This window comes from Pseudophaeobacter sp. (genome assembly GCF_039971195.1).
Taxonomy (GTDB): Bacteria; Pseudomonadota; Alphaproteobacteria; order Rhodobacterales; family Rhodobacteraceae; genus Pseudophaeobacter.
The window spans coordinates 26,399-47,141 of sequence record NZ_JBDWPJ010000042.1 but is presented as its reverse complement, the minus strand read 5'-3'; the positions used below and the strand labels follow the sequence as shown (position 1 = coordinate 47,141).

19 protein-coding genes and 1 pseudogene are annotated in these 20,743 nt (G+C 59.6%); 8 read left to right on the top strand and 12 right to left on the bottom strand.

Translation table 11 applies throughout. The features are described from left to right. Positions 1-283: pseudogene (locus ABJP42_RS03685) on the top strand (hypothetical protein); the annotation flags it as partial. Here the strand turns inward: ABJP42_RS03685 and ABJP42_RS03680 are convergent. Continuing rightward, complete coding sequence (locus ABJP42_RS03680; protein ID WP_348338535.1) at positions 280-933, bottom strand: GntR family transcriptional regulator; 654 nt, start codon at positions 931-933, stop codon at positions 280-282. The pseudogene ABJP42_RS03685 and the gene ABJP42_RS03680 overlap by 4 nt on opposite strands. Before the next feature lie 171 nt (positions 934-1,104). Between ABJP42_RS03680 and ABJP42_RS03675 the strand changes: the two genes are divergently transcribed. From ABJP42_RS03675 to ABJP42_RS03665, 3 genes are all read left to right on the top strand, one after another. After that, entirely contained in the window at positions 1,105-1,761 is a 657-nt protein-coding gene (locus ABJP42_RS03675) for a pyrimidine 5'-nucleotidase (RefSeq protein WP_348338534.1), read from the top strand. Positions 1,762-1,902: 141 nt separating this feature from the next. Continuing rightward, positions 1,903-2,154, top strand: a complete 252-nt coding sequence (locus ABJP42_RS03670; RefSeq protein ID WP_348338533.1) for a hypothetical protein — start codon at positions 1,903-1,905, stop codon at positions 2,152-2,154. A 98-nt stretch (positions 2,155-2,252) separates the two neighbouring features. Then, complete coding sequence (locus tag ABJP42_RS03665) at positions 2,253-3,449, top strand: UbiH/UbiF family hydroxylase (RefSeq protein WP_348338532.1); 1,197 nt, start codon at positions 2,253-2,255, stop codon at positions 3,447-3,449. A 104-nt stretch (positions 3,450-3,553) separates the two neighbouring features. Here the strand turns inward: ABJP42_RS03665 and ABJP42_RS03660 are convergent, their stop codons facing one another. The 3 genes from ABJP42_RS03660 to ABJP42_RS03650 all read right to left on the bottom strand — a co-directional run bounded on the left by ABJP42_RS03660 (position 3,554) and on the right by ABJP42_RS03650 (position 5,723). Then, positions 3,554-4,678: an aminotransferase class V-fold PLP-dependent enzyme gene (locus tag ABJP42_RS03660; protein ID WP_348338531.1), complete on the bottom strand. Its 1,125-nt coding sequence runs from the start codon at positions 4,676-4,678 to the stop codon at positions 3,554-3,556. A 134-nt stretch (positions 4,679-4,812) separates the two neighbouring features. Beyond that, the gene (locus ABJP42_RS03655; protein WP_348338530.1) at positions 4,813-5,271 is read right to left on the bottom strand and encodes an Lrp/AsnC family transcriptional regulator; all 459 of its coding nucleotides are present in this window, start codon (positions 5,269-5,271) and stop codon (positions 4,813-4,815) included. Further along, positions 5,268-5,723, bottom strand: a complete 456-nt coding sequence (locus ABJP42_RS03650) for an Lrp/AsnC family transcriptional regulator (protein ID WP_348338529.1) — start codon at positions 5,721-5,723, stop codon at positions 5,268-5,270. The genes ABJP42_RS03655 and ABJP42_RS03650 overlap by 4 nt, the downstream gene beginning before the upstream one ends. A 132-nt stretch (positions 5,724-5,855) precedes the next feature. On the opposite strand from ABJP42_RS03650, the gene ilvC reads away from it, so the two are divergent. The 4 genes from ilvC (at position 5,856) to ABJP42_RS03630 (ending at position 9,545) form a co-directional block, all read left to right on the top strand. Next, positions 5,856-6,878: a ketol-acid reductoisomerase gene (gene ilvC, locus ABJP42_RS03645; protein ID WP_009809277.1), complete on the top strand. Its 1,023-nt coding sequence runs from the start codon at positions 5,856-5,858 to the stop codon at positions 6,876-6,878. 93 nt (positions 6,879-6,971) lie between these two features. Next, positions 6,972-7,607: a GNAT family N-acetyltransferase gene (locus tag ABJP42_RS03640; protein WP_348338528.1), complete on the top strand. Its 636-nt coding sequence runs from the start codon at positions 6,972-6,974 to the stop codon at positions 7,605-7,607. Between the two features lie 20 nt (positions 7,608-7,627). Further along, positions 7,628-8,539 (top strand): DMT family transporter, encoded by a 912-nt coding sequence (locus ABJP42_RS03635; RefSeq protein ID WP_348338527.1) that lies wholly within the window; start codon positions 7,628-7,630, stop codon positions 8,537-8,539. Between the two features lie 94 nt (positions 8,540-8,633). Beyond that, positions 8,634-9,545, top strand: a complete 912-nt coding sequence (locus ABJP42_RS03630) for a DMT family transporter (protein ID WP_348338526.1) — start codon at positions 8,634-8,636, stop codon at positions 9,543-9,545. 9 nt (positions 9,546-9,554) lie between these two features. On the opposite strand, the gene folP is transcribed toward ABJP42_RS03630, so the two are convergent. The 8 genes from folP to ABJP42_RS03590 form a co-directional block, all read right to left on the bottom strand. Further along, the gene (folP, locus tag ABJP42_RS03625) at positions 9,555-10,550 is read right to left on the bottom strand and encodes a dihydropteroate synthase (protein ID WP_348338525.1); all 996 of its coding nucleotides are present in this window, start codon (positions 10,548-10,550) and stop codon (positions 9,555-9,557) included. Then, the gene (locus ABJP42_RS03620; RefSeq protein ID WP_348338524.1) at positions 10,547-11,467 is read right to left on the bottom strand and encodes a dihydroneopterin aldolase; all 921 of its coding nucleotides are present in this window, start codon (positions 11,465-11,467) and stop codon (positions 10,547-10,549) included. Before ABJP42_RS03620 ends, folP begins: the two co-directional genes overlap by 4 nt. A 207-nt stretch (positions 11,468-11,674) precedes the next feature. After that, positions 11,675-12,322: a cell wall hydrolase gene (locus tag ABJP42_RS03615; protein WP_348338523.1), complete on the bottom strand. Its 648-nt coding sequence runs from the start codon at positions 12,320-12,322 to the stop codon at positions 11,675-11,677. 172 nt (positions 12,323-12,494) lie between these two features. Continuing rightward, complete coding sequence (locus ABJP42_RS03610) at positions 12,495-15,059, bottom strand: putative PEP-binding protein (RefSeq protein ID WP_490363180.1); 2,565 nt, start codon at positions 15,057-15,059, stop codon at positions 12,495-12,497. A gap of 325 nt (positions 15,060-15,384) precedes the next feature. After that, positions 15,385-17,709 carry a glycine--tRNA ligase subunit beta gene (gene glyS, locus ABJP42_RS03605; RefSeq protein WP_348338522.1) on the bottom strand — a complete coding sequence of 775 codons (2,325 nt, stop codon included), beginning with the start codon at positions 17,707-17,709 and terminating at the stop codon, positions 15,385-15,387. A 9-nt stretch (positions 17,710-17,718) separates the two neighbouring features. Next, complete coding sequence (gene gltS / locus ABJP42_RS03600) at positions 17,719-18,927, bottom strand: sodium/glutamate symporter (RefSeq protein WP_348338521.1); 1,209 nt, start codon at positions 18,925-18,927, stop codon at positions 17,719-17,721. A gap of 62 nt (positions 18,928-18,989) precedes the next feature. Then, positions 18,990-19,508 carry a DUF6446 family protein gene (locus ABJP42_RS03595; RefSeq protein ID WP_348338520.1) on the bottom strand — a complete coding sequence of 173 codons (519 nt, stop codon included), beginning with the start codon at positions 19,506-19,508 and terminating at the stop codon, positions 18,990-18,992. 88 nt (positions 19,509-19,596) lie between these two features. After that, complete coding sequence (locus ABJP42_RS03590; protein ID WP_348338519.1) at positions 19,597-20,562, bottom strand: glycine--tRNA ligase subunit alpha; 966 nt, start codon at positions 20,560-20,562, stop codon at positions 19,597-19,599. Positions 20,563-20,743 lie beyond the last annotated feature (181 nt).

The window sequence follows — 20,743 nt, the reverse complement described above, 5'->3', positions numbered from 1 at the left end:
CGGCATTGCCCTCGCGATACTTGGTGCCCTTGCCGCCAAGCGACCGGCCCTTGCCCTCTGGGCGCCCTTGATGCCGCTCTACTATCTGATGGGGCCGATTGCCGCCTACAAAGCCCTTTACGAGCTGCTCTATGATCCGTTTTTCTGGGACAAAACCTGCCACGGCGTGCATCCGCCCGACAAGGACGCGCAGGCGCATCGCAGCCCAAGACCTGTCGCCGTCTCTGATCAGGCAGCAGCGAGCACACCGCCGCAAAAAACCTCTGGATCCAACGGAGCCTAACGGCCCTTGCCGCGATCGCCTGCGTCCTGCTTCAGCCGGGTCATAAAGGCCACCGAAATGTGATCCTTCAGGGCCTGACCTGCGGCCTCTTCGTCCCGTGCCTCAATCGCGGCAACGATGCGCTTATGCTCGTTCTGGGCAATTTCTCCGCGCCCCTCTGCGGCCAGCGAGGTTGTCGCCATCAGGGCCATCGAGCGATGTACCAAATTTAATTGCTGCACCAGATAGCGGTTGTGCGAGGCCAGATGGATCTGTTCGTGAAAGCGGCGGTTTGCCTTGGCAAGATCCGTTGGCTTGCCCACCAGGGCATCATCCTCGCGGACCATGTCCTTGAGTACCTGCACCTCTTCTTCGGTGGCATGGCGTGCCGCCAGGCTGGCAGCCAGCCCTTCCAGCTCGCGCCGCACCATATAGAGCTCGGCCATCTGGTTGTGATCCAGCGAGGCCACGATCAGCGAACGCCCGTCGCGCTCCAGCAAGGACTGCGTCTCCAGCCGCTGCAGCGCCTCACGGATAGGCGTACGCGATACCCCCAACCGTTCTGCCAGATCGCTTTCGACCAGGCGATCGCCCGGCTTGTAGACTCCCACGTCGATCGCTTCCAGGATCAGGGAATAGGCGTCTTTGAGGTTGCTACGGCTCTGGTTCATCACGTTTTCCACTCAAACACTCGGAGACAGCATTCCTACAGGTCAGACGCAGGCATTCAAGCCTTGGCCGGAGTTTGGCAGCAGAAATCATCCCAAGAAGCCCAGGCAATTTGATCCAATACGCTGGGAAATCCCATTGCCAAAGGCCTGCGTCCTGCCTACTGCCTGCCTATGGTCAAAAAATCTTTCTCTCATGTGCGCCATTGGGTCTTTGACCTGGACAACACGCTCTATCATCCCTCCGCCCGGCTGTTTGATCAGATCGAGGTCAAGATGACCAACTATGTCATGCAGGAGCTGGGCGTAGATCAGGCAGAGGCCGATCATCTGCGCAGCAGCTATTGGCGTGATCATGGCACCACGCTGGCCGGTTTGATGCGCGAGCACAACATGGATCCGCTGCCTTATCTGGAAGCGGTGCATGATATCTCATTGGATCACCTCCCCAAGGATCCGGCGCTGGCAGACTGCATCAAGGCCCTGCCTGGCAAGCGCATCGTCTATACCAATGGCAGCGCCCCCTACGCGAAGCGGGTTCTGGCAGCGCGCGGGCTCTCAAACCTGTTTGATGGTATCTACGGCGTCGAACATGCCGAATTCCGCCCCAAGCCAGAACGCGCCGCCTTTGACATGGTTTTTGACAAGGCTGGCATCCGTTCGGACACGGCCGCGATGTTCGAAGACGACCCGCGCAATCTGAATGCCCCCCATGCCATGGGAATGCGCACCGTGCATGTGGCCCCCGAGGCCCTGAGCCCAGCGGAAAAGCAGGACCATATCCATCACCACACAGATGATCTGGCAGGGTTCCTCGCCAAGATCCTCTAGGGGGCTGGCAGCCGCACAGGACAGGACTGGGCAGGACCTTCTGCCGCAGGTAAATCCCCAGCCTTATTGCCAAATAGCCCTCAAAAAAGCATCTTTGCAGGCCTATATCTGCGCCATTCCAAGACCAAAAGGATCGCGCGCATGGCCCTTGCCTATACCCTCCCCGACCGCCTGCCCCTGTGGCAACGCATTCTCTTTGCTATTCCCCTGCTGGGACGGATCTCCAAAGAGGTGGCCTACGGCGATGAAGAGAACTTCATCTATGCTCTGGTCATTCTGGTCTGTCTCTGGGGCTGCTCTATCCTGCTCTTTGGCCTGCCCGGCCTCTACCTGCCTGCCGTGGCGCTGGTGCCCGTCATGTTCATACTGCTGATCGCGATTTCGCGCGGCTAGCGGCTTTTGTCTGCTCACCCCAGGCGGTGAGGCGACATGCCGCTTGTCATTGCCCTGGCCACAGGCCTATCTGAGACAGAGATAGGAAAGGCAGGGCAATGGCTGAAACTTGTGACATTCTGGTTTCCGGCGGCGGTGTCGCCGGATTGACGGCAGCGGCCTGTCTTGGCGCCGCCGGGTTTAAGGTGATCTGTGTCGATCCGACCCCACCGGTGACCGAGCGGGACGCGGCAGGGTCTGATCTGCGCACCACCGCCTTTTTGCAACCCGCCCAGGAGTTGTTGGCCCGTTTTGGCCTTTGGGATCGCCTGTCCGATCACGCCGCGCCGCTGCAGATCATGCGGATTGTCGATGCTGGCGGCGAAGAGCCAACGCCGCGGGTGATCAAGGATTTCAACGCCGCCGATATTTCTGATAAACCCTTTGGCTGGAACCTGCCCAACTGGCTGCTGCGACGTGAAATCCTCGACCGCATGTCCGCCCTGCCCAATGTGGATTTCCGCGCCGGGACCGGCACCAAATCTCTGTTCACCCGCACCAATGAGGCCCGCGTGACCTTGAGCGACGGCAGCCAGATCCGTGCCAAGCTCGTGGTGGCCTGTGATGGGCGCAGCTCGCCCATGCGCGAGGCTGCTGGCATCCCGGTCAAAACCACCCGCTACGGGCAAAAGGCCCTGGCCTTTGCGGTCACCCATCCGGTACCGCATGAGAATATCTCGACCGAGGTGCACCGTTCCGGTGGGCCCTTTACCCTGGTGCCGCTACCGGATTATCAGGGCAAGCCCTCTTCTGCTGTGGTCTGGATGGAACGCGGCGCGCGGGCGGATGAGCTCCTGCAGCTGGAGCCCGAGGCTTTTGAGGCCGAGATGACCCGCCGCAGCACCGGGTTGTTTGGCGATCTCACCCTCGCCTCGCGCCGCAGCATCTGGCCGATCATCAGCCAATCCGCCGAACGACTGGATGGCCAGCGCCTGGCGCTGATGGCCGAGGCCGCCCATGTGGTGCCCCCGATCGGCGCCCAGGGATTGAACATGTCGCTCGGGGATTTGCGGGTCTTGCTGGAACTGGCCGAGGCCCGCCCCGAGGGGCTGGGCGACGCCCAGATGCTCAGCGCCTATCATAAGGCCCGCCACAATGAGATCATGCTGCGGGTCAAAGGCATTGATCTGCTCAACCGCAGTTCCATGATTGAGGCCCGCCCGCTGCGGGATCTGCGCGCAATGGGTCTCAATGCGCTCTATTCCCTCGCCCCGGTACGCCGCACCCTGATGCAGATGGGGCTTGGGGTAAAGTAAACCGGGCTCACCTGCGTTCTCCATGAGATCAGGTCAAGGAACCCAGCTTTCCCGCCGGGAAAGCCGGGGCCTCCGGCGGGAATATTTTTGGAAAGATGATGCGCCTAGAGCACTTTGCTTAAAACGCTGCTCAACCTCTGCAGCGTCGCATCGACGTCATAGAGTTTGTCGAGGCCAAAGAGGCCCAGACGAAAGGTGTTGAACTCAGCGGGTTCATCGCATTGCAGCGGCACTCCAGCGGCGATCTGCATGCCAAGGGCGGCAAATTTCTTACCGGTCTTAATCTCCGGATCATTGGTATAGCTAACCACAACCCCCGGCGCGCCAAAGCCTTCGGCCGCCACTGAAGTCACGCCTTTCTCCTTCATCAGGGCCCGCACCCCGTTGCCGAGCGCCCATTGGGCATCGCGTAACTTGTCAAAGCCATAGTCTTTGGTTTCCTGCATGGTATCGCGAAAGGCACGCAGCGCATCCGTGGGCATGGTGGCATGATAGGCGTGGAGACCGTCCTCATAGGCCTGCATGATGGCGCGCCATTGTTTCAGGTTAAGCGCAAAGCTGTCGGAGGTGGTTTCTTCAAGCCGTGCCAAGGCCGCAGGTGAAAACATCACCAGACCGGCTGAAGGTGAGGCGCTCCAGCCTTTCTGTGGCGCCGAGATCAGCACATCAACACCGCTCTCCTGCATATCCACCCAAGCACAGCCAGAGGCGATGCAATCCAGCACCATCAACGCCCCGACCTCATGCGCAGCCTTTGCCATCGCGGTGACATAGCTGTCTGGCAGGATCACCCCGGCAGCCGTTTCCACATGCGGCGCAAAGACGATGCCGGGCTTTTGGGCGCGGATCGCGGCGGTGACCTCTTCGATCGGGGCCGGGGCAAAGGGCGATTGTGCCGCATTGCCGCTTTGGCGGGCTTTCATCACCGTGGAGGAGGCGGTCAGCCCACCAGCCTCGATGATCTGACTCCAGCGATAGGAGAACCAGCCATTGCGCACCACCAGAACATCCTGGCCCTTGGCAAACTGACGCGCCACCGCCTCCATTGCATAGGTGCCGCCGCCCGGCACCAGAGCCACGGCCTCGGCCTTGTAGACCTCTTTCAGCATAGCGTTGATGTCGAGCATCACCTGCTGAAAGGTCTTTGACATGTGGTTGAGGGAACGATCGGTAAAGACCACTGAGAATTCATCCAGCCCCTGCGGGTCCACGGTTTGCAATAGCGCCATTGTTTTCTCCGGTCATGTTGCCTGCGGCCCCGCCGCTGCATGCGCCAGGCCCGTTGCCTTTGGTGATACTGAATTTTGGCGGAGGCGAAAACCCGGCCAGCGGCAAAAGCTGTTTCAAATTCCTTGAACAAGGCCTAGCCCAGCGGGCCGGGGCGGCGTTCCTCGCTGAGCAGGACATTGGCATCCACCGAGCCCACCCCCGGCAAAAGCATGATACGGCGCCGCAAGACCCGTTCAAAATCAGCAATGTCGCGGGCGGTGACCCGCAGCCGGTAATCATAGAGCCCCAGCACGTGTTCTACGGTTTGCACCTCAGGGATGGCGCAGACGGCCCGTTCAAAATCCTCGAGGCTGACCCGCCCCTTGGTGCCCAGTTTGACACCAAGAAAGACAGTAACGCCAAAGCCCAACTTTTCCCGGTCCAGATCCAGGCGCCGCCCGGTGATGATGCCGAGGTCTTGCAGGCGTTTAATCCGCCGCCAGGTGGCAGGCTGGCTTAGGCCGAGCTGACGCCCCAATGCGCCTGCGGATTGATTTGCATCCTGCGACAGCGCCTTGAGCAGGCCAAAATCGACCTCGTCCAGATCATTCATAGCGGCAGGCTTTCGTTGCTCTTGATCCGGGCCACATGCATCAGGGCCTCAATGTCGGCAATATGCGGCAGGGTCAGAATGGCGCTGCGGTAGATCTGCTGATAATGCGCCATATCGCGGGCAATCACCGAAAGCCGCACATCCACCTGGCCCAGAAAGGTCTGGATCTCCAGCACCTCCGGGATCTCGCGGGCCTGGGTGATGAATTCGTCAAAGGCCCGCAGGTTGGTCTTGTCCAGAGTAAAGCGCAAAGAGACCTCTACCGCATAGCCCAGAGCGCGCCAGTCGATCACCGCACGTTGTCCCAGAAGAATACCCGCCTCGCGCAACTTCTCCAACCGCCGCGACAGTCGCGATGGAGTCAGCCCCAGGCGTTCGGCCAGATCCGGAATCGACTGTTCCGGGTCGCTTTGCATGTGGCGCAATATGCGCCGATCGAGATCATCGAGCATGATCACGTCAGTATCGAAGTAAAATACGAATGACTAGAGCGAAAATTGAAGAAAAAATGCCCATATCCCCGGTGCATATCGCGCTTGCGCGCCTATTATGCCTGCAAACGACAACCCGAGAGGATCTCTGATATGCGCGTATACTATGACCGCGATTGCGACGTTAACCTGATCAAAGACAAAAAAGTGGCCATCCTGGGCTACGGCAGCCAGGGCCACGCCCATGCGCTGAACCTGCGTGATTCCGGTGCTAAGAACCTGGTTGTTGCCCTGCGTGAAGGCTCTGCCTCCGCTAAAAAAGCCGAAGGCGAAGGCCTGAAGGTTATGGGCATCGCCGAAGCTGCGGCCTGGTGTGACGTGATCATGTTCACCATGCCCGACGAGCTGCAGGCAGAGACCTACAAGAAATACGTCCACGATAACATCAAGCCCGGCGCTGCCATCGCATTCGCCCACGGCCTGAACGTGCACTTTGGCCTCATTGAGCCCAAAGAAGGCATCGACGTGATCATGATGGCGCCCAAAGGCCCAGGCCACACTGTGCGCGGCGAATACACCAAAGGCGGCGGCGTGCCCTGCTTGGTTGCTGTCAACACCGACGCCACCGGCAAAGCCCTGGAAATCGGCCTGTCCTATTGCTCCGCCATCGGTGGCGGTCGCTCCGGCATCATCGAGACCAACTTCCGCGAAGAATGCGAAACCGATCTGTTCGGCGAGCAGGCGGTTCTGTGTGGTGGTATCGTTGAGCTGATCCGCTGCGGCTTTGAAACTCTGGTTGAAGCTGGCTACGCACCTGAAATGGCCTATTTCGAGTGCCTGCACGAAACCAAGCTGATCGTTGACCTGATCTATGAAGGCGGCATCGCCAACATGGACTACTCGATCTCCAACACTGCAGAATACGGTCAGTACGTCACCGGCCCACGCATCCTGCCATACGAGCAGACCAAGAAAGCGATGAAAGAGAGCCTGCAGGACATCCAGTCCGGTAAGTTCGTGCGTGACTTCATGCTGGAAAACGCCGTTGGTCAGCCCACCATCAAAGCCTCGCGTCGTGCCAATGACGAGCACCAGATCGAAGTGGTTGGTCAGAAACTGCGCGACATGATGCCTTGGATCTCGGCCGGCAAAATGGTCGACAAAGCAAAGAACTAAGGCGCCCGCGGCTCAAGCCACAGTCTTGATCTACAAGGGGCGCTCCAAGCAATTGGGGCGCCTTTTTCTTCAGAATAGTTTGGGACGCTCTCATTGGAAGAAGTCATCATCAAAAATTCTCCCTATGCTTTGAAAGAGAAAATTCTGGAATGCAGTGTCTCAACATACGAAACGCACAGGTCGAAGCAGCCATTTGGCTTCCCTAAAAACATGCACAAAGCTATGATCGCTCCTTCAATTGATGAATCGTTTGTCAAAGAGACGGGTGAGCAGCTAGCGCAGAGTCCAAATATCTTTACCGCTGAGATCAAAGGAACGTTCGCAGGCTACGTACAGCTCAGCCGGTACGCTCTTGATCCACAGCAAAAACTACCACTTTGCGTCATTTCAGATATTTTCGTCTTGCCCGAGTTTCGCAAACAGGGCGTAGCAAGCCAGTTACTCAACCACGTTAAGCAGCTCGCAATGGAAAACAGATGGAGCAACTTGACCGCGACGGTCTGGGCTCCGAACCAGGCCTCCGCTCATCTATTTGAAAAAGAGGGCTTCACCGTACAGAGTAGATGTTTTCGGTTCGGGCCAACAAATCAAGCGATTGACCTACCGCCAGCTCCAAAGCAGAGCGAAAGCATCCTAAGTCGTATCCTTCCACGCCTCAAAACTGCCGCTTTATTCATTGTCGCCGTCCAGATTGCCGTTGCCATAGGCATCTCTCTTTCTGGAAATTGATTTTCAAAAGGAAGAGCCAAATGACAACTTCTCCCGGCGCCGCCAACTGGGTCAAACTGATCATTCTCGGATTGATCTGGGGATCCTCCTTTATGGCCGTCACTGTGGCGCTGGAAGGTCTGGGGCCAGTCAGCATTGCGGCGGTGCGGATCACATTGGGGGCCGTCTCTTTGCTCATCATCACCGCACTGATGCGGATTGAGCTGCCCTCTATCAGCACCCGACATGGCCGCACTGTCTGGCTTTGTGCGCTGGGAATGGGGTTCTTTACCAATGCGCTGCCCTTTTCCCTGCTCAGCTGGGGGCAGACCTATGTGGCCAGTGGCTTTGCCGGTGTCTGTATGGCTGTGGTGCCGTTGTTTGTCCTGCCGCTGGCCCATTTCCTGGTGCCCGGCGAGCGCATGACCCTGCGCCGCGCCTTTGGTTTCACCATTGGTTTTGGCGGCGTCTTGACCCTGATCGGGTTCAAGGCCTTTGCCTCGGCGGGCAGCGACTTTGAATCCCTGGCGCGGCTGGCCTGCCTGGCGGCAGCACTGTGCTACGCCATCGGTTCGATCATCACCCGGCTGTGCCCCAGCGTGAACCTTCTCTCGCTTTCCGCCGCAGCCCTCAGCTGTGGTGCCGTGATGATTATCCCAACAGCCCTGTGGCAAGAAGGCCTGCCAAGCCTGCCCACAGGGCGATCCTTGCTTGCGGTGCTTTATCTTGGGCTGGTTCCAACGGCGCTGGCGCAAGTACTGCTGGTGCAGGTGGCGCGCAGTGCCGGGCCCAGCTTTCTGTCGACCGTGAACTATCAAGTCCCGGTCTGGTCCGTGTTCTTTGGTGCACTTTTGCTCAACGAGACCCTGCCGCCCCAGCTCTTTGCTGCGCTGATCCTGATCCTAGGCGGGCTCCTGCTGAGCCGCGCGCCCGCCCATCGCCAGCGCCCCTAGCCACCGAAACTGATCGACACGGCACGCTGCATTTAATGATTGACCTTGCAGCCCCAGCACCCCCTTGTGCAGATCTGACCAGAGCGAGGATGGAATGCCGGAACGGATGGGGAAATACTGGGCGATGATCGCTACGCTCGGCTTTGTCTGGGGCGGAACCTTTCCGCTGATCAAACTGGCGCTCGAAGGCATCACCCCCTTCTGGCTGGCCGCCGGGCGCATTGGGTTTGCCGCCGCGCTGCTCTGTGTCGTCTGGGGCTGGCGCGGGTTCAAACTGTTCAAGGGTGAGACCAGCTGGCCCGCGGTGCTGATCATTGGCATCTTTAGCACCGCCCTGCCCTTCATGCTAATCAACTGGGGGCAACAGCATGTCTCGGCTGGTTTTACTGGCCTCAGCATGGCGGCGATACCACTGATGGTGCTGCCTCTGGCGCATCTGTTTATTCCCGGCGAACAAATGGTGCTGCGCCGTCTGGCCGGCTTTGTCATAGGCTTTATCGGCGTCGCCCTGCTGATTGGCGGCACCGCTTTTGCCAGCAGCAATTCGGAGCTGGAGATCCTTGGCCGCTTTGCCTGCCTTTCGGCAGCAGCCTGCTACGCCAGCAGCTCCATCCTGACAAGGCGCCTACCCCCCGTAGACCCGGTTGGCCTTGCAGCAATTCTGTTGGTCATTGGCTCTGCCGTAATCCTACCCACGGCCTGGAGCATCGAAGGCCCGCCCCCGATGCCCGATGGGCAAACTCTGGCGCTCATCGCCCTGCTGGGGCTGATCCCAACAGCTGCGGCCAATCTGTTGCGGGTGATTGTGGTGCGCGAGGCAGGCCCCACCTTTATGACCCTGACCAATTACCAGGTGCCGGTCTGGGCCGTTGTGCTAGGGGCAGTCTTCCTGGATGAGGCGCTGCCCGCCACAATGTTGCTGGCCATGGCGCTGATCTTTGCGGGGCTGTGCATCAGCCAATGGGGGGCCTTGACCCGGTTGTTTGGCAAATCCGACCCGTCCTAGGCTGACTGGCTAGCGGGTTGCCTGCCACAATCGCAGTGCCTGGGCGGTTTCCGCCACATCATGCACCCGCAGCATCTGCACGCCCTTGGCCACCCCGGCCAAGGCCACGGCAATAGAGCCCGGAGCACGTTTGTCTGCCTGCGGCTCCTGACCGATATCACCGATAAAACGCTTGCGCGACACTCCCAAAAGGATCGGGCATCCCAGCCCGTGAAACAGGCTCAAGCCTTTGAGCAGCGCCAGATTATGCGCCTGGGTCTTGCCAAAGCCGATACCAGGATCCACCACGATCTGGTCGCGCAGAATGCCGGTGGCTTCCAGCCGGTCGACCTGCTGTTCCAGGTAGTCGTAGACATCCAGCAGCACATGATCATAGCGCGGATCATTCTGCATGGTTTCCGGATCGCCCTGTGAATGCATCACGCAGACCGGGGCGCCGGCCTGCGCCGCCAATGGGGCCAGAGCGGCATCAAAGGTAAATCCCGAAACATCGTTCACCAGTTGCGCGCCAGCCTCCAGCGCCTCTACAGCAACCGCTGCTTTGCGAGTATCGATAGAGATCGGCAGCGACATCTCGATCCGGATCGCAGCGATCACGGGTGCGGTGCGGGCGATCTCCTCCTCCTCTGGGACAAAAACCGCCCCCGGCCGGGTGGATTCGCCGCCGATATCAAGGATATCGGCACCCTCTTCGGCCATACGCCTGGCTGCCTGCACCCCGGCGTCGACGCCAAGGTTTTGACCGCCGTCAGAAAAACTATCCGGGGTGACGTTCAAAATGCCCATGATTTTTGGACGGGTCATGTCGAGCCCGGCAATGGCCGCGCGCCGAAAAGTGAGGCGGTGGCGGACCTCAGCGGGCACCAGGCCAACCGGAACGATCCGGGGCGGCGCCTCACGGCTCAGCAATTCAACCTCAGAAAACCACAGGCTCCCACCTGCCAACGGCAGCGCCCCTTCGGGTCTTGTCTCTCCATGCCGTACCAGTGGCCGGTAATACATCACAGCTGTGTTTGCTCCACATCGACAACGCGCAACGGCACCTGTGGGTTGGCAGGCTGCTTGGCGCCAATGACAATCATTTCACCCGCCTCAAAGGTTGCCGCAAACCAGGCCGCCAATGCAACTGTTTCGGAAGGTGCTTCGGACGGGCCATCCACCGCATCCAGTACGATCTTGGAAGGGGCCCAAACACAGATCTGCCCGTTCTTCATCGCCCAGTCCAGTTCCGTCCGGGTCGCCACGACCACGCAGCGATCATCCCTCGCGGCCAGACGCCAGGCGTTCTGTTCAATCGACAACAGATCAATCCGGCGCTGAGTCATCTTGTGGCCGGTTTGTGGTGTCTCCAGCGGATGCGCCCCAACACAAAGGATCAAGGGCCGCTGACGGCATTCCATCTGATCAATCCAGGCCTTGAAATTCTTGCTCTCGATAGCCGCGTTGGACAGATACATCAGCCGGGGATGGGGCGGTTCATCTTCTTCAACCGTATGGCTGACCTGATCCTTGGAGCGAGCGATTTCGACGCCCAAAGCGCCAGGACCGCGATCCAGCTTTTCGATCCGCACAAAGACCCGCACCGCCTGAGGTTCCAGCAAGATCCGTTCCGCCAACCGTTCCGCAAGGGTTTCCAGCAGATTGAGCCGCTCTGCCGCGAGCTCATAGGCGATGGCTTCGGTCACCTTGTCATAGGACAGGATCCGATCGACATCATCATCCAGATCTGCGGGCAAGGGCGTGACTTCGACCACAACATTAAAGCTGATGCGCTGGGTATTGCCGCGTTCAGCCTGAAAGGCACCGATCTCCACCTCGACCATATGATCGCGCAGTGAGATCCGGTCCAGGGGGCCAGGACGCGCGGTGGCAGCCGCACGTTCCGAGGGATGTTCAAAAGCGAGGCGGACTTCGGAAGACATGGGCAAGACGGGCCTTTGGCTGGCTGGCAGGGATGCGGGTTTATTTTAGGCGTGCACCTGTCACTTAACAGGCCCGCATGCGCCAGACTAGGGACCGAATGCGGCGTGGCAGCATGATAGAAGCTGCAGGAATTGCCCGGTGCCTCGCCGTTTCAGCCGTCAGCCCGGTGACCCGCCTCAACCCGGCAGGTCACGAAGATGCGGTGATCACTCGCTGGAGGCCGTCCGGTAGCGCTCATCACGGTAGAACAGATGCACACCAATGCGCGTGGTCTTGGTAAAGCTGCGGCTCCAACGCGGGCTCACAGCAGTGGTGTGATAATAGGTGGCGCCAGCGGTCAGATCGGGTGCGGCCCCATCGATCACCAAGCGGGCCACTTTGGCCACCCGCACATAGGCGGCTTTTTCGCGGATCACCTCTTCGTGGCCATCACAGGTATAGGTGAACTGGCACTGATAGCGCCGTCCGGTGCCCTGATTGATCACCCCGCACAGTGTATTGGGGAACTGGGCGCTATTGACCCGGTTCATGATCACTTCGGCAACCGCAAACTGGCCCTTTACGGTCTCGCCGCGCGCCTCAAAGTAGAGCGCCTCTGCCAGACAGGAGAAATTGGCATCCCCAGTGGCGACAGGCTGCTCATCCAACCAGGCCTTGGTAAAGGTGAGCTCGGTGACGGGGGACTGTTTGGGGCGAATTTTGAACCCCAGGAACCCGGAAAGACGAGTATCTGGAACAGTGTTGAGAGTGCTTTGCTCACGCTTGAACAGGGCACTCAGGCCTGTCTCGGCCTTGGCCATTTGTCCCGTCATTGTTGTCGCAACCGCCAGGGCTGCCAAGGTCAGGAATTTCATCTCAGGGGTCCTTACTTATCCACGTACGCAGGGCCTCCCCAGCCCGCTGCGATCGAACCCTTTAATCACATTCCCAAAAAACGTCCAGTTCTGTCACACTTAGGCCAGATAATTCATGTGGCCACCCCTGTTTGAAGCGCTCCATCGATAAAGCAGAATATGTTAATTTTGCTTAATTTTTGCTATATGTCGGCGAAATCACGCCTGTTTTTTCGCCAATGGCCAGCTGCGCTGCTGCCAGGCGTACAACCGGTACCCGGAAGGGCGAACAGGACACATAATCGAATCCCGCCTCTCGGCAAAAGGCAATCGATTCGGGGTTGCCGCCATGCTCACCACAGATCGACAGCGTCACCTCTGGGTTCGCACTGCGCCCCCGTTGCACACCCAGTTTCAGCAGCTCGCCCACACCATCAACATCCAGCACATGGAAGGGGTCTTCTGGGAAAACCTCTTGCTGGACATAATTGGACATGAACCGCCCCGCGTCATCGCGCGACAGCCCATAGGCCATCTGGGTGAGGTCATTGGTACCAAAGCTCAGGAAAGAGGTATGCGGCGCAATTTCAGCGGCGCGCAGGGCAGCACGCGGTGTTTCCACCATAACACCTAGACGGTAGTCAAATGTCTGGCCCTGTTCGGCCACGACCGCTGCTGCCACCGCATCAATGCGCGCCTTGACCAACTCCACTTCGCGTTTGGCCGAGACCAGCGGGATCATCACCTCGGGCACCACCGGCGCGCCATTCTTAGAGGCCAACAGGGTCGCTTCAAAAATGGCCCGTGCCTGCATGTCATAAATCTCTGGCACGGTGACGCCCAGGCGCACCCCACGCAGGCCCAGCATCGGGTTATACTCGGCCATTTCCTCCACCCGGCGCGTCACATCACTCACCGGAAGCCCCAGCGCCTCAGAGAGTTCGCGCTGGCCGGATTTGGTTGTCGGCAGGAATTCATGCAGCGGCGGATCAAACAGGCGAATGCAGACCGGCAAACCCTCCATGATGCGAAACAGCTCCAGAAAATCCTCGCGCTGCATCGGCAGCAACCTGGCCAGAACCGCTGCCCGCCCGCTAGAGGTATCGGCAAAGATCATCTCCCGCATCACCGTCAGACGACCTGGATCAAAGAACATATGCTCGGTACGGCAGAGCCCGATGCCCTGGGCGTTGAAATTGCGTGCCGTCTGCGCATCCGCCGGGGTATCGGCATTGGCGCGAATGCCGATATCGCGGGCCTCATCCGCCCAGGACAGCAACGCCTGAAAGGCATCATCCTGTGCCGCCTCCAGCATTTCCGGCTCGCCGGCCAGAACTTCGCCGCTGCTGCCATCAATGGTGACCACATCACCAGCCCGAAACACCCGCCCCTGTGCCGAAACCAGCTGCTTCTTGCGGGATTCAAACTTCATATCCGTGGCGCCAACGATGCAAGGCAGCCCCAGTCCCCGGCCAATAACCGCCGCATGGCTGGTCATACCGCCCTTGCCTGTGAGCACCGCCACCGAGGCATGCATGCCCCGTACATCCTCTGGCGAGGTCTCTCGCCGTACCAGAACACAGGGTTCGCTGCGCGCCGCGCTGGCCTGGGCCTCAGCCGCGGTGAAAACCAGACGTCCCGCCGCCGCCCCGGGACTGGCCGCAATGCCGGATCCGATGACATCGCGTTGCGCTGTAGGCGCCACCTGGCGGTGCAGCAATTCATTGAGCACATGGGCATCCACGCGCATCACCGCCTCATGCGGTGGTATAACTTCATCCTGCGCCAGCGCCACAGCGATCCGAACCGCCGCGCGTGAGCTGCGCTGCACCCGCACCCCGTCGAGGATATGAACTTCGCCATTCTGGATGACAAATTCCACCTGCATCTCTTCGCGCAGCCGCAATCGCATCAAAGCGGCATCCGCCTTGATCGAGGCAAAGGCCTCTGGCGCCAATTCCTCCAGCGACGGCCCGCGCGCATCCTTTTCCAGAAACAGCGCCTCGGTTCCGGCCCCTAGCGCTTCGCGCCCCTGGCTCTGGCTCAGATACCGCCCGGTCAGCTGCGGCAATCCGGTGGTGGAATCCACCAGCTGCAAAACACCAGACCCACATTCCCCCTGGCCCAGCCCCGGTATCATCTCCTGCACCACCAACCCGAGCCCCGCATCCGCCGGGGCCCCCTTGGCCTGACGCAACAGCCGCGCCGAGGTGCCTTCCCAGGCCCGCGCCATCGAGCGCAGAACCGCCGCCAGTTGCTCGCCCGGATCCTGCGGGAAAACCTCGTCCGTCTCCGCTTCATAGGCCTGCAGGATCTCGCGTAGCGCATCCGGCCCGCCATCTTCCACATCGTCAAAGACATCTGGATCCAGCCGCGCCACATGCACCGCATAGGATTGCACAAACCGCAGATAAAGCGAGGCCGCAGCCTCCTGGCCCAATGCCTCGCTCAGCGAGACATAGCGCGCATCATTCATGCCAATGTTGAGGATCGCACTGGGTCCACCCCAGTCCGGCACCTCCGACGAGGGCCGTACACAAAGCAGCGCATCCTCGGAAAACTCCGCCAGAACCACGCCGATATCGGGCAACTCGCCTTCTGATGCCTTCTGCACGGCGGCAAAAGACAGGGCCACCGTGCAGGGCACTGGCAGGTCCAGCCGTAACAGCCGCTGCAAACACTTGGCCCGCCCCCCATGGCTGGCCGCCGCAATCGGCGCGGTTGTGGTGATCAAGGTAGCAAGGGGAGTCTCAGACATGGTTTTTCTGCACTGCGGCACCTTCTGTTTGCCTGCAGCATAATCACGCCAGCCCCCTTCGCAAGGGTGAAGCCCCAAAGCCATGCGGAATTTCCGCCGCGTCTTCCCATTGGCCACAGACGCCCCTTTCCGCTTTGCAGCGGGTCAAGGCCCGCGCCAGCGGCCCTGCTCCGCAGGGGGCCAGCCTTGAGGCGCTGCAAGGCGGTCTCAAAATTGATCTGGCGATCTCAAGGGGCAGTACGCCCCCTGAAACGCCTCCCCAGCCAAAGAAAAAGGGCCGCGACGCAGCGCAGCCCTTTGAAAACGTGATCATTCGTCGAGCAGATCAGGCCTCAATGCGTGTCAGATCGGCCACCTGGCCGCAGACCTTGCGGATCTGGCTCAAGAGGTTCAGCCGGTTGCGGCGCACAACCTCCTTGTCCGAGTTCACCTGCACCGCTTCAAAGAACGCATCCACCGGCCCCCGCAGCGCCGCCATGCTGCCCATGGCAGCCGCGAAATCTTCGGCCTCGATGGCCGAAGAGATCGCCCCCTCGCTCGCTGCAAGCGCTGCGAAAAGCACCTTTTCGCTCTCGTCTTCAGCAAATTTCACATCCGCACCGTAAGAATACTCCACCCCGTCCTTTTCCTCGGCCTGGGTCAGGATGTTGTTGGCGCGCTTGAACCCTTGCAGCAGGTTGGTGCCATCTTCGGACTTCAAGAAGTCCTCCAAGGCACGGGCGCGTTTCACCAGAGGGGTCAGGTCGTCATTTCCGTCCATGGCGATACAGGCGTCGATCACATCATGGCGAATACCCTGATCGCGCAGGAAGACCTTGAGGCGGTCGTGGAGGAAGGAGAGGAGTTCCGGTAAAACATGCGAAACTGTAATAACCCATGGAAAGGGGCGAATTTGGTTAAGAACTTCATCCAGTTGTTCTTCCCAATCTTCCCCTTCAAGATCTGGCGCAGCGAATTCTGCCTCACTGCTCCTGTACTCAACAGCTGAATAGCTGTCGTCTAAGTCGGCTTGCCAGGCTTTAGTTCGATCTCGACGCTCCCGGTTGATAACGTTTTCAGATCTGAACGTCGTGTCTAGCCAAACTACCAACGCAGCTGCACTCGACCACCCTTTGTGGTGCTGAGACGCAGCAGACCAGATTAACTTTGAGAGATCCGCCCTCAGCTCATTCTCCAGCACCAGACGGATCACACCCAATGCGGCGCGGCGCAGGGCAAAGGGATCCTTTGAGCCGGTGGGCTTTTCATCAATGGCCCAGAACCCGGTGAGGGTATCCAGCTTATCCGCCAGCGCTACTGCGACCGAGACAGGCTCGGTTGGCACATCATCCGAGGGGCCCAGCGGCGAATAATGCGCTTCGCAGGCATTGGCCACCTCTTGCGGCAGACCAGCGGCCTCAGCGTAGTAGCGGCCCATCAGCCCCTGCAATTCTGGGAACTCATAGACCATTTCCGAGGACAGATCCGCCTTGGCCACCCGTGCGGCCTGCGCTGCCAGATCGGCATCGGCGCCGACAACAGGCGCGATCTCCCGCGCCAGAGCCGCGATGCGGTCGATGCGTTCTGCCTGGGTGCCCAGCTTGTTGTGGAAAGTGACGTTGCTGAGCTGCGTGCTCCAGCCCTCCATGCCGACCTCTGACTTGGCCACCCGCAGATCGTTCTCCCAAAAGAACTTAGCATCGGCCAGACGCGCCGACAGCACCTTTTGGTTGCCCGCCAGAATGGTCGCGCCTTGATCGGCGGTTTCGCGGTTGGCAACTGTGACAAAACCCTCGATGCGGCCCGTCTTGGGGTTCTTCACCGAGAAAAACTTCTGATGCTCCTTCATCGAAGTCTGCAGCACCTCTGCTGGCAGCTCCAGGAATTCCGCATCGATGTCGCCCAAAAGCACCACCGGCCATTCAACCAGACCGGCAACCTCCGCCAGCAAACCCTTATCCTCGACCAACTCCAACCCACGGGCAAAGGCCTGATTGCTCGCCTCCTGCCAGATCGCCTCTTGGCGCTCTGCCGGGTCAAGCACCACATGGGCGCGTTTGAGCTTGGCGGCGTAGTCTTCAAACCCGTTCACCGAAATTTCACCCGGCGCCATGAAACGATGGCCCTGGGTCACATTCCCCGCCGCGATGCCTTCGATTTCAAAAGGCACCACCTCGGCGCCATTCTCATCACTGAGCTGGCACAGGATTGAATGCAAGGGGCGCACCCAGCGCAGCGAGCCCGCGCCCCAGCGCATGCTTTTGGGCCAAGGAAAATTGCGGATGGTACCCTCAAGTACTCCGGCAATGATCTCAGCCGCCGGGCGGCCAGGTTTTTCAAAGCTGGCAAAATAGACCGCGCCCTTGGGGGTGTCGCGCTCTTCCAGCTGATCCCGCGTCAGGCCCGCGCCGCGCAAAAAGCCTTCGATGGCCTTTTCTGGCGCGCCGACCTTTGGTCCCTTGCGCTCTTCGCGCAGGGTCGGGCTTTCGCTCAGCAGGCCCTCAATGGCCAGGGTCAATCGGCGCGGCGTCGAAAAGGCAGCAGCTCCTGCATAGGTCAGACCCGCCTCGACCAGGCCATCGGTCATGCGCTTTTTCAGATCCTCAGCCGCACGCGCCTGCATGCGGGCCGGGATTTCCTCAGAAAACAGTTCAATCAGCAGGTCGGGCATCTGGGGTCCTCAGAAATTCACAATCGTCTGGATGACGATGGCATTGGCGATATCCACAAAAAAGGCGGAAACCAGGGGCAGTACTACAAAAGCAATCGGAGAGGGTCCATAGCGTTTGGTCACTGCGGTCATATTAGCAATGGCCGTGGGGGTGGCCCCCAGGGCAAAGCCGCCAAAACCGGCGGCCAGCACGGCTGCGCGATAATTGCGACCCAGCATCGGGAACAGCACAAAAAGCACAAAAGCAGCGGCAAAGGCAGTCTGCAACAGCATGATTACCGCCATGGTCAGGCCAAGGTCGGCAATAGTCCAGAGCTGCAGGCTCATCAGCGACATTGCCAGAAAGATCCCCAGCGAGAATTCAGAAATCAAGGCAAGGGTCGGCGTACGCGTCACGGGCGGGGACTTGGGTGCGATCAGCCCGCGCAGGTTGGCCAATAGGATTCCCGAAATCAGGCAGGGCACAAACAGCGGCAGTTTCAGCCCCGCAGCCAACAGCGCCTCATGCAGCCCATAGCCAAACAGAATGGCCAGGTTCAGATGCAGCATCACCCGGATCAGGCTCAGATGGTCGATGGTGGTGGCCTCGGCCGCAGCGTCAGCGACACCAACAGTATGTTCTTCGTCTGGGCGCTCTGGGGACAGGCTGTTGCGTTCAATCAAAAGCCGCGCAATCGGGCCACCGATCAGCGCCGCCAGAACCAGACCAAGCGTGGCCACCGCCACTCCGAGCTCCGAGGCGCCTGCCAGACCAGTGGCACCTGCCACCTCTGGAGCCCAGGCTATGGCGGTACCATGGCCGCCAATCAGGGCTGCCGAGCCAAACAAGACACCCGCTTTGGCCGGATAGCCAAAGGCCAATGCTCCGGCCACGCCAATGACATTCTGCGCCAGAATTGTCAGCAGGGTCAGCAGCAGCAAAATCGCCAGCGGTTTACCCCCAGCCAACAGATCCGAAAGCCGCGCATTGAGGCCAATGGCCGCAAAGAAAGTCACCAGGAAGAGATCACGTGCACTCAAATCAAAGCTGATCTGCACTCCGGTGAACTGGTAAAGCACCATAACTAGAATTGCGGCGATCAACCCGCCCGTTACTGGCTCTGGGATATTGAAACGGCGCAGAATCAAGACCTTGCTATTGAGACGCGCACCTAAAAGGAAGACAGCAAATCCCATCGTCACTGAAATGAAACTCGGAATTGTGATTGCACTGTCCATCAGATCTTACCGTTTCCCCAGGGCAGGCTTGGGCGTTGCTGCCGTCGGTTACACCACTTGCGTTAGGGACGTTCGGGGCAGGTCTCCCCGACCACCGTGCCATCATAGGCTTTTTCACCGCAGGCATTCAGCTCGTGCCAGATATAGCCATTGCCCTGATCGGTCACCGCAACGATACGATCGACGCCAAATTCGATATTCTTGACCGAGATAAAGGCCGTAGCACTGCCCGCCTCCAGTGCGGCACCAATGGCTTCGGCATCAAAACAGTCAAACCAGGGTGGCGCGTTGCGCGGGTGTTTCTGCTCTGAGACCTGAAACAACTGCGCCAACTCCTCCGGGCGCAGCCGGGTGGTAAAACAGGCGCGATAGCGAATGGGAGCGCTTGAGGCATCAATTGCCTGGAAGTTCTCATAGGCGATAGGTTTGGGGCTGTCTTGGCCAAGAGGCAACAAGACCACGTCTTCACCCGGTGTTGCCTCGACATCCTCATAATACCCGTAGACCTGCAGATAATACATCCCAGCCCCGGCAGCGAGGCCCGAGGCGATCAGAACGATGGCAAGAAACTTACCCAACATTGGCAAAAGCCCTCATTTATCTGGCCTATCCGTCAGTCCCGGCCACATTCGGCCAAGTCATTGGAGCAAGCCCAATTGCCCCAAAAGATCAGGCGGCGAAACCGCCAGCGCTGGTCTGCACAAAGGCATCGGCGCATTGTTTGGCGAGGCTACGCACCCGGCCGATATAGGCCTGACGTTCGGTAACCGAGATCACCCCGCGCGCGTCCAGCAGGTTAAAGATATGGCTGGCCTTGATGCATTGATCATAGGCCGGATGCGCCATGATGATACGCTTGCCGGTCTTGGGGTCGTCATGCTCCTGCGCCAGAATCGCGGCGCATTCGGCCTCGGCCTCCTCAAAATGGCGCAGCAACACATCGGTGTTGGCCACGTCAAAGTTCCAGCGGGCGTATTCTTCTTCGGTCTGCTTGAACACATCACCATAGGTCAATGGGATCGGCGCATCCGGGTCATTGAACGGCATATCCATCACGTGATCGACGCCCAGCACATACATCGCAAGACGTTCCAGACCATAGGTCAGCTCACCGGAAACCGGGTGGCAATCATGGCCGCCGACCTGTTGGAAATAGGTGAACTGGCTAACCTCCATCCCGTCGCACCAAACCTCCCAGCCCAGCCCCCATGCACCAAGCGTGGGGCTTTCCCAGTCGTGTTCGACAAAGCGAATGTCATGCATCGCCATATCAACGCCAATCGCCTCAAGGCTGCCGAGGTAGAGCTCCTGCAGGTTGGGTGGGCTGGGTTTGATCAGCGCCTGAAACTGGTAATAATGCTGCAGCCGGTTGGGGTTTTCACCATAGCGCCCATCGGTGGGACGGCGCGAGGGCTGAACATAGGCCGCCGCCCAGGGCTTGCTGCCCAGCGAGCGAAGCGTGGTGGCCGGGTGAAACGTCCCCGCGCCCACTTCCATGTCATAGGGCTGCATGATGGCACAGCCCTTAGCGGCCCAATAGCTTTGCAGTCGCAGGATGATCTCCTGAAACGACCGGGGCGCGGGTCTGGTCGCACCAGAATTCATCTCGGTCGACTGGCCGGTGGTCTGGGTCATGTCCAAATCCTTCGTCTCTTGGGCGCTGTGCTGCAGCAAATGCGGCTTTCTTCCTATGCAAGCCCCCCGGCAGGGTCAACGGCTAGAAGCATCCAATCCAGCCAAGATCCGCCCGACTGCCGGCCACAAGACCACAATCCATCGGTTTTGCCGTGGCATTAAGGCCATATTTGCCAGTTTG

Coding starts and splice junctions, on each gene's coding strand:
- ABJP42_RS03670 (WP_348338533.1), top strand. CDS start 1,903: ATGGCCCTTGCCTATACCCTCCCCGACCGCCTGCCCCTGTGGCAACGC.
- ABJP42_RS03620 (WP_348338524.1), bottom strand. CDS start 11,467: ATGTCTTCCGAAGTCCGCCTCGCTTTTGAACATCCCTCGGAACGTGCG.
- ABJP42_RS03655 (WP_348338530.1), bottom strand. CDS start 5,271: ATGAATGATCTGGACGAGGTCGATTTTGGCCTGCTCAAGGCGCTGTCG.
- glyS (WP_348338522.1), bottom strand. CDS start 17,709: ATGCCCGACCTGCTGATTGAACTGTTTTCTGAGGAAATCCCGGCCCGC.
- ABJP42_RS03595 (WP_348338520.1), bottom strand. CDS start 19,508: ATGTTGGGTAAGTTTCTTGCCATCGTTCTGATCGCCTCGGGCCTCGCT.
- ABJP42_RS03635 (WP_348338527.1), top strand. CDS start 7,628: ATGACAACTTCTCCCGGCGCCGCCAACTGGGTCAAACTGATCATTCTC.
- ABJP42_RS03660 (WP_348338531.1), bottom strand. CDS start 4,678: ATGGCGCTATTGCAAACCGTGGACCCGCAGGGGCTGGATGAATTCTCA.
- gltS (WP_348338521.1), bottom strand. CDS start 18,927: ATGGACAGTGCAATCACAATTCCGAGTTTCATTTCAGTGACGATGGGA.
- ABJP42_RS03610 (WP_490363180.1), bottom strand. CDS start 15,059: ATGTCTGAGACTCCCCTTGCTACCTTGATCACCACAACCGCGCCGATT.
- ABJP42_RS03650 (WP_348338529.1), bottom strand. CDS start 5,723: ATGCTCGATGATCTCGATCGGCGCATATTGCGCCACATGCAAAGCGAC.
- ABJP42_RS03665 (WP_348338532.1), top strand. CDS start 2,253: ATGGCTGAAACTTGTGACATTCTGGTTTCCGGCGGCGGTGTCGCCGGA.
- ABJP42_RS03630 (WP_348338526.1), top strand. CDS start 8,634: ATGCCGGAACGGATGGGGAAATACTGGGCGATGATCGCTACGCTCGGC.
- ABJP42_RS03680 (WP_348338535.1), bottom strand. CDS start 933: ATGAACCAGAGCCGTAGCAACCTCAAAGACGCCTATTCCCTGATCCTG.
- ABJP42_RS03675 (WP_348338534.1), top strand. CDS start 1,105: ATGGTCAAAAAATCTTTCTCTCATGTGCGCCATTGGGTCTTTGACCTG.
- ilvC (WP_009809277.1), top strand. CDS start 5,856: ATGCGCGTATACTATGACCGCGATTGCGACGTTAACCTGATCAAAGAC.
- ABJP42_RS03590 (WP_348338519.1), bottom strand. CDS start 20,562: ATGACCCAGACCACCGGCCAGTCGACCGAGATGAATTCTGGTGCGACC.
- ABJP42_RS03615 (WP_348338523.1), bottom strand. CDS start 12,322: ATGAAATTCCTGACCTTGGCAGCCCTGGCGGTTGCGACAACAATGACG.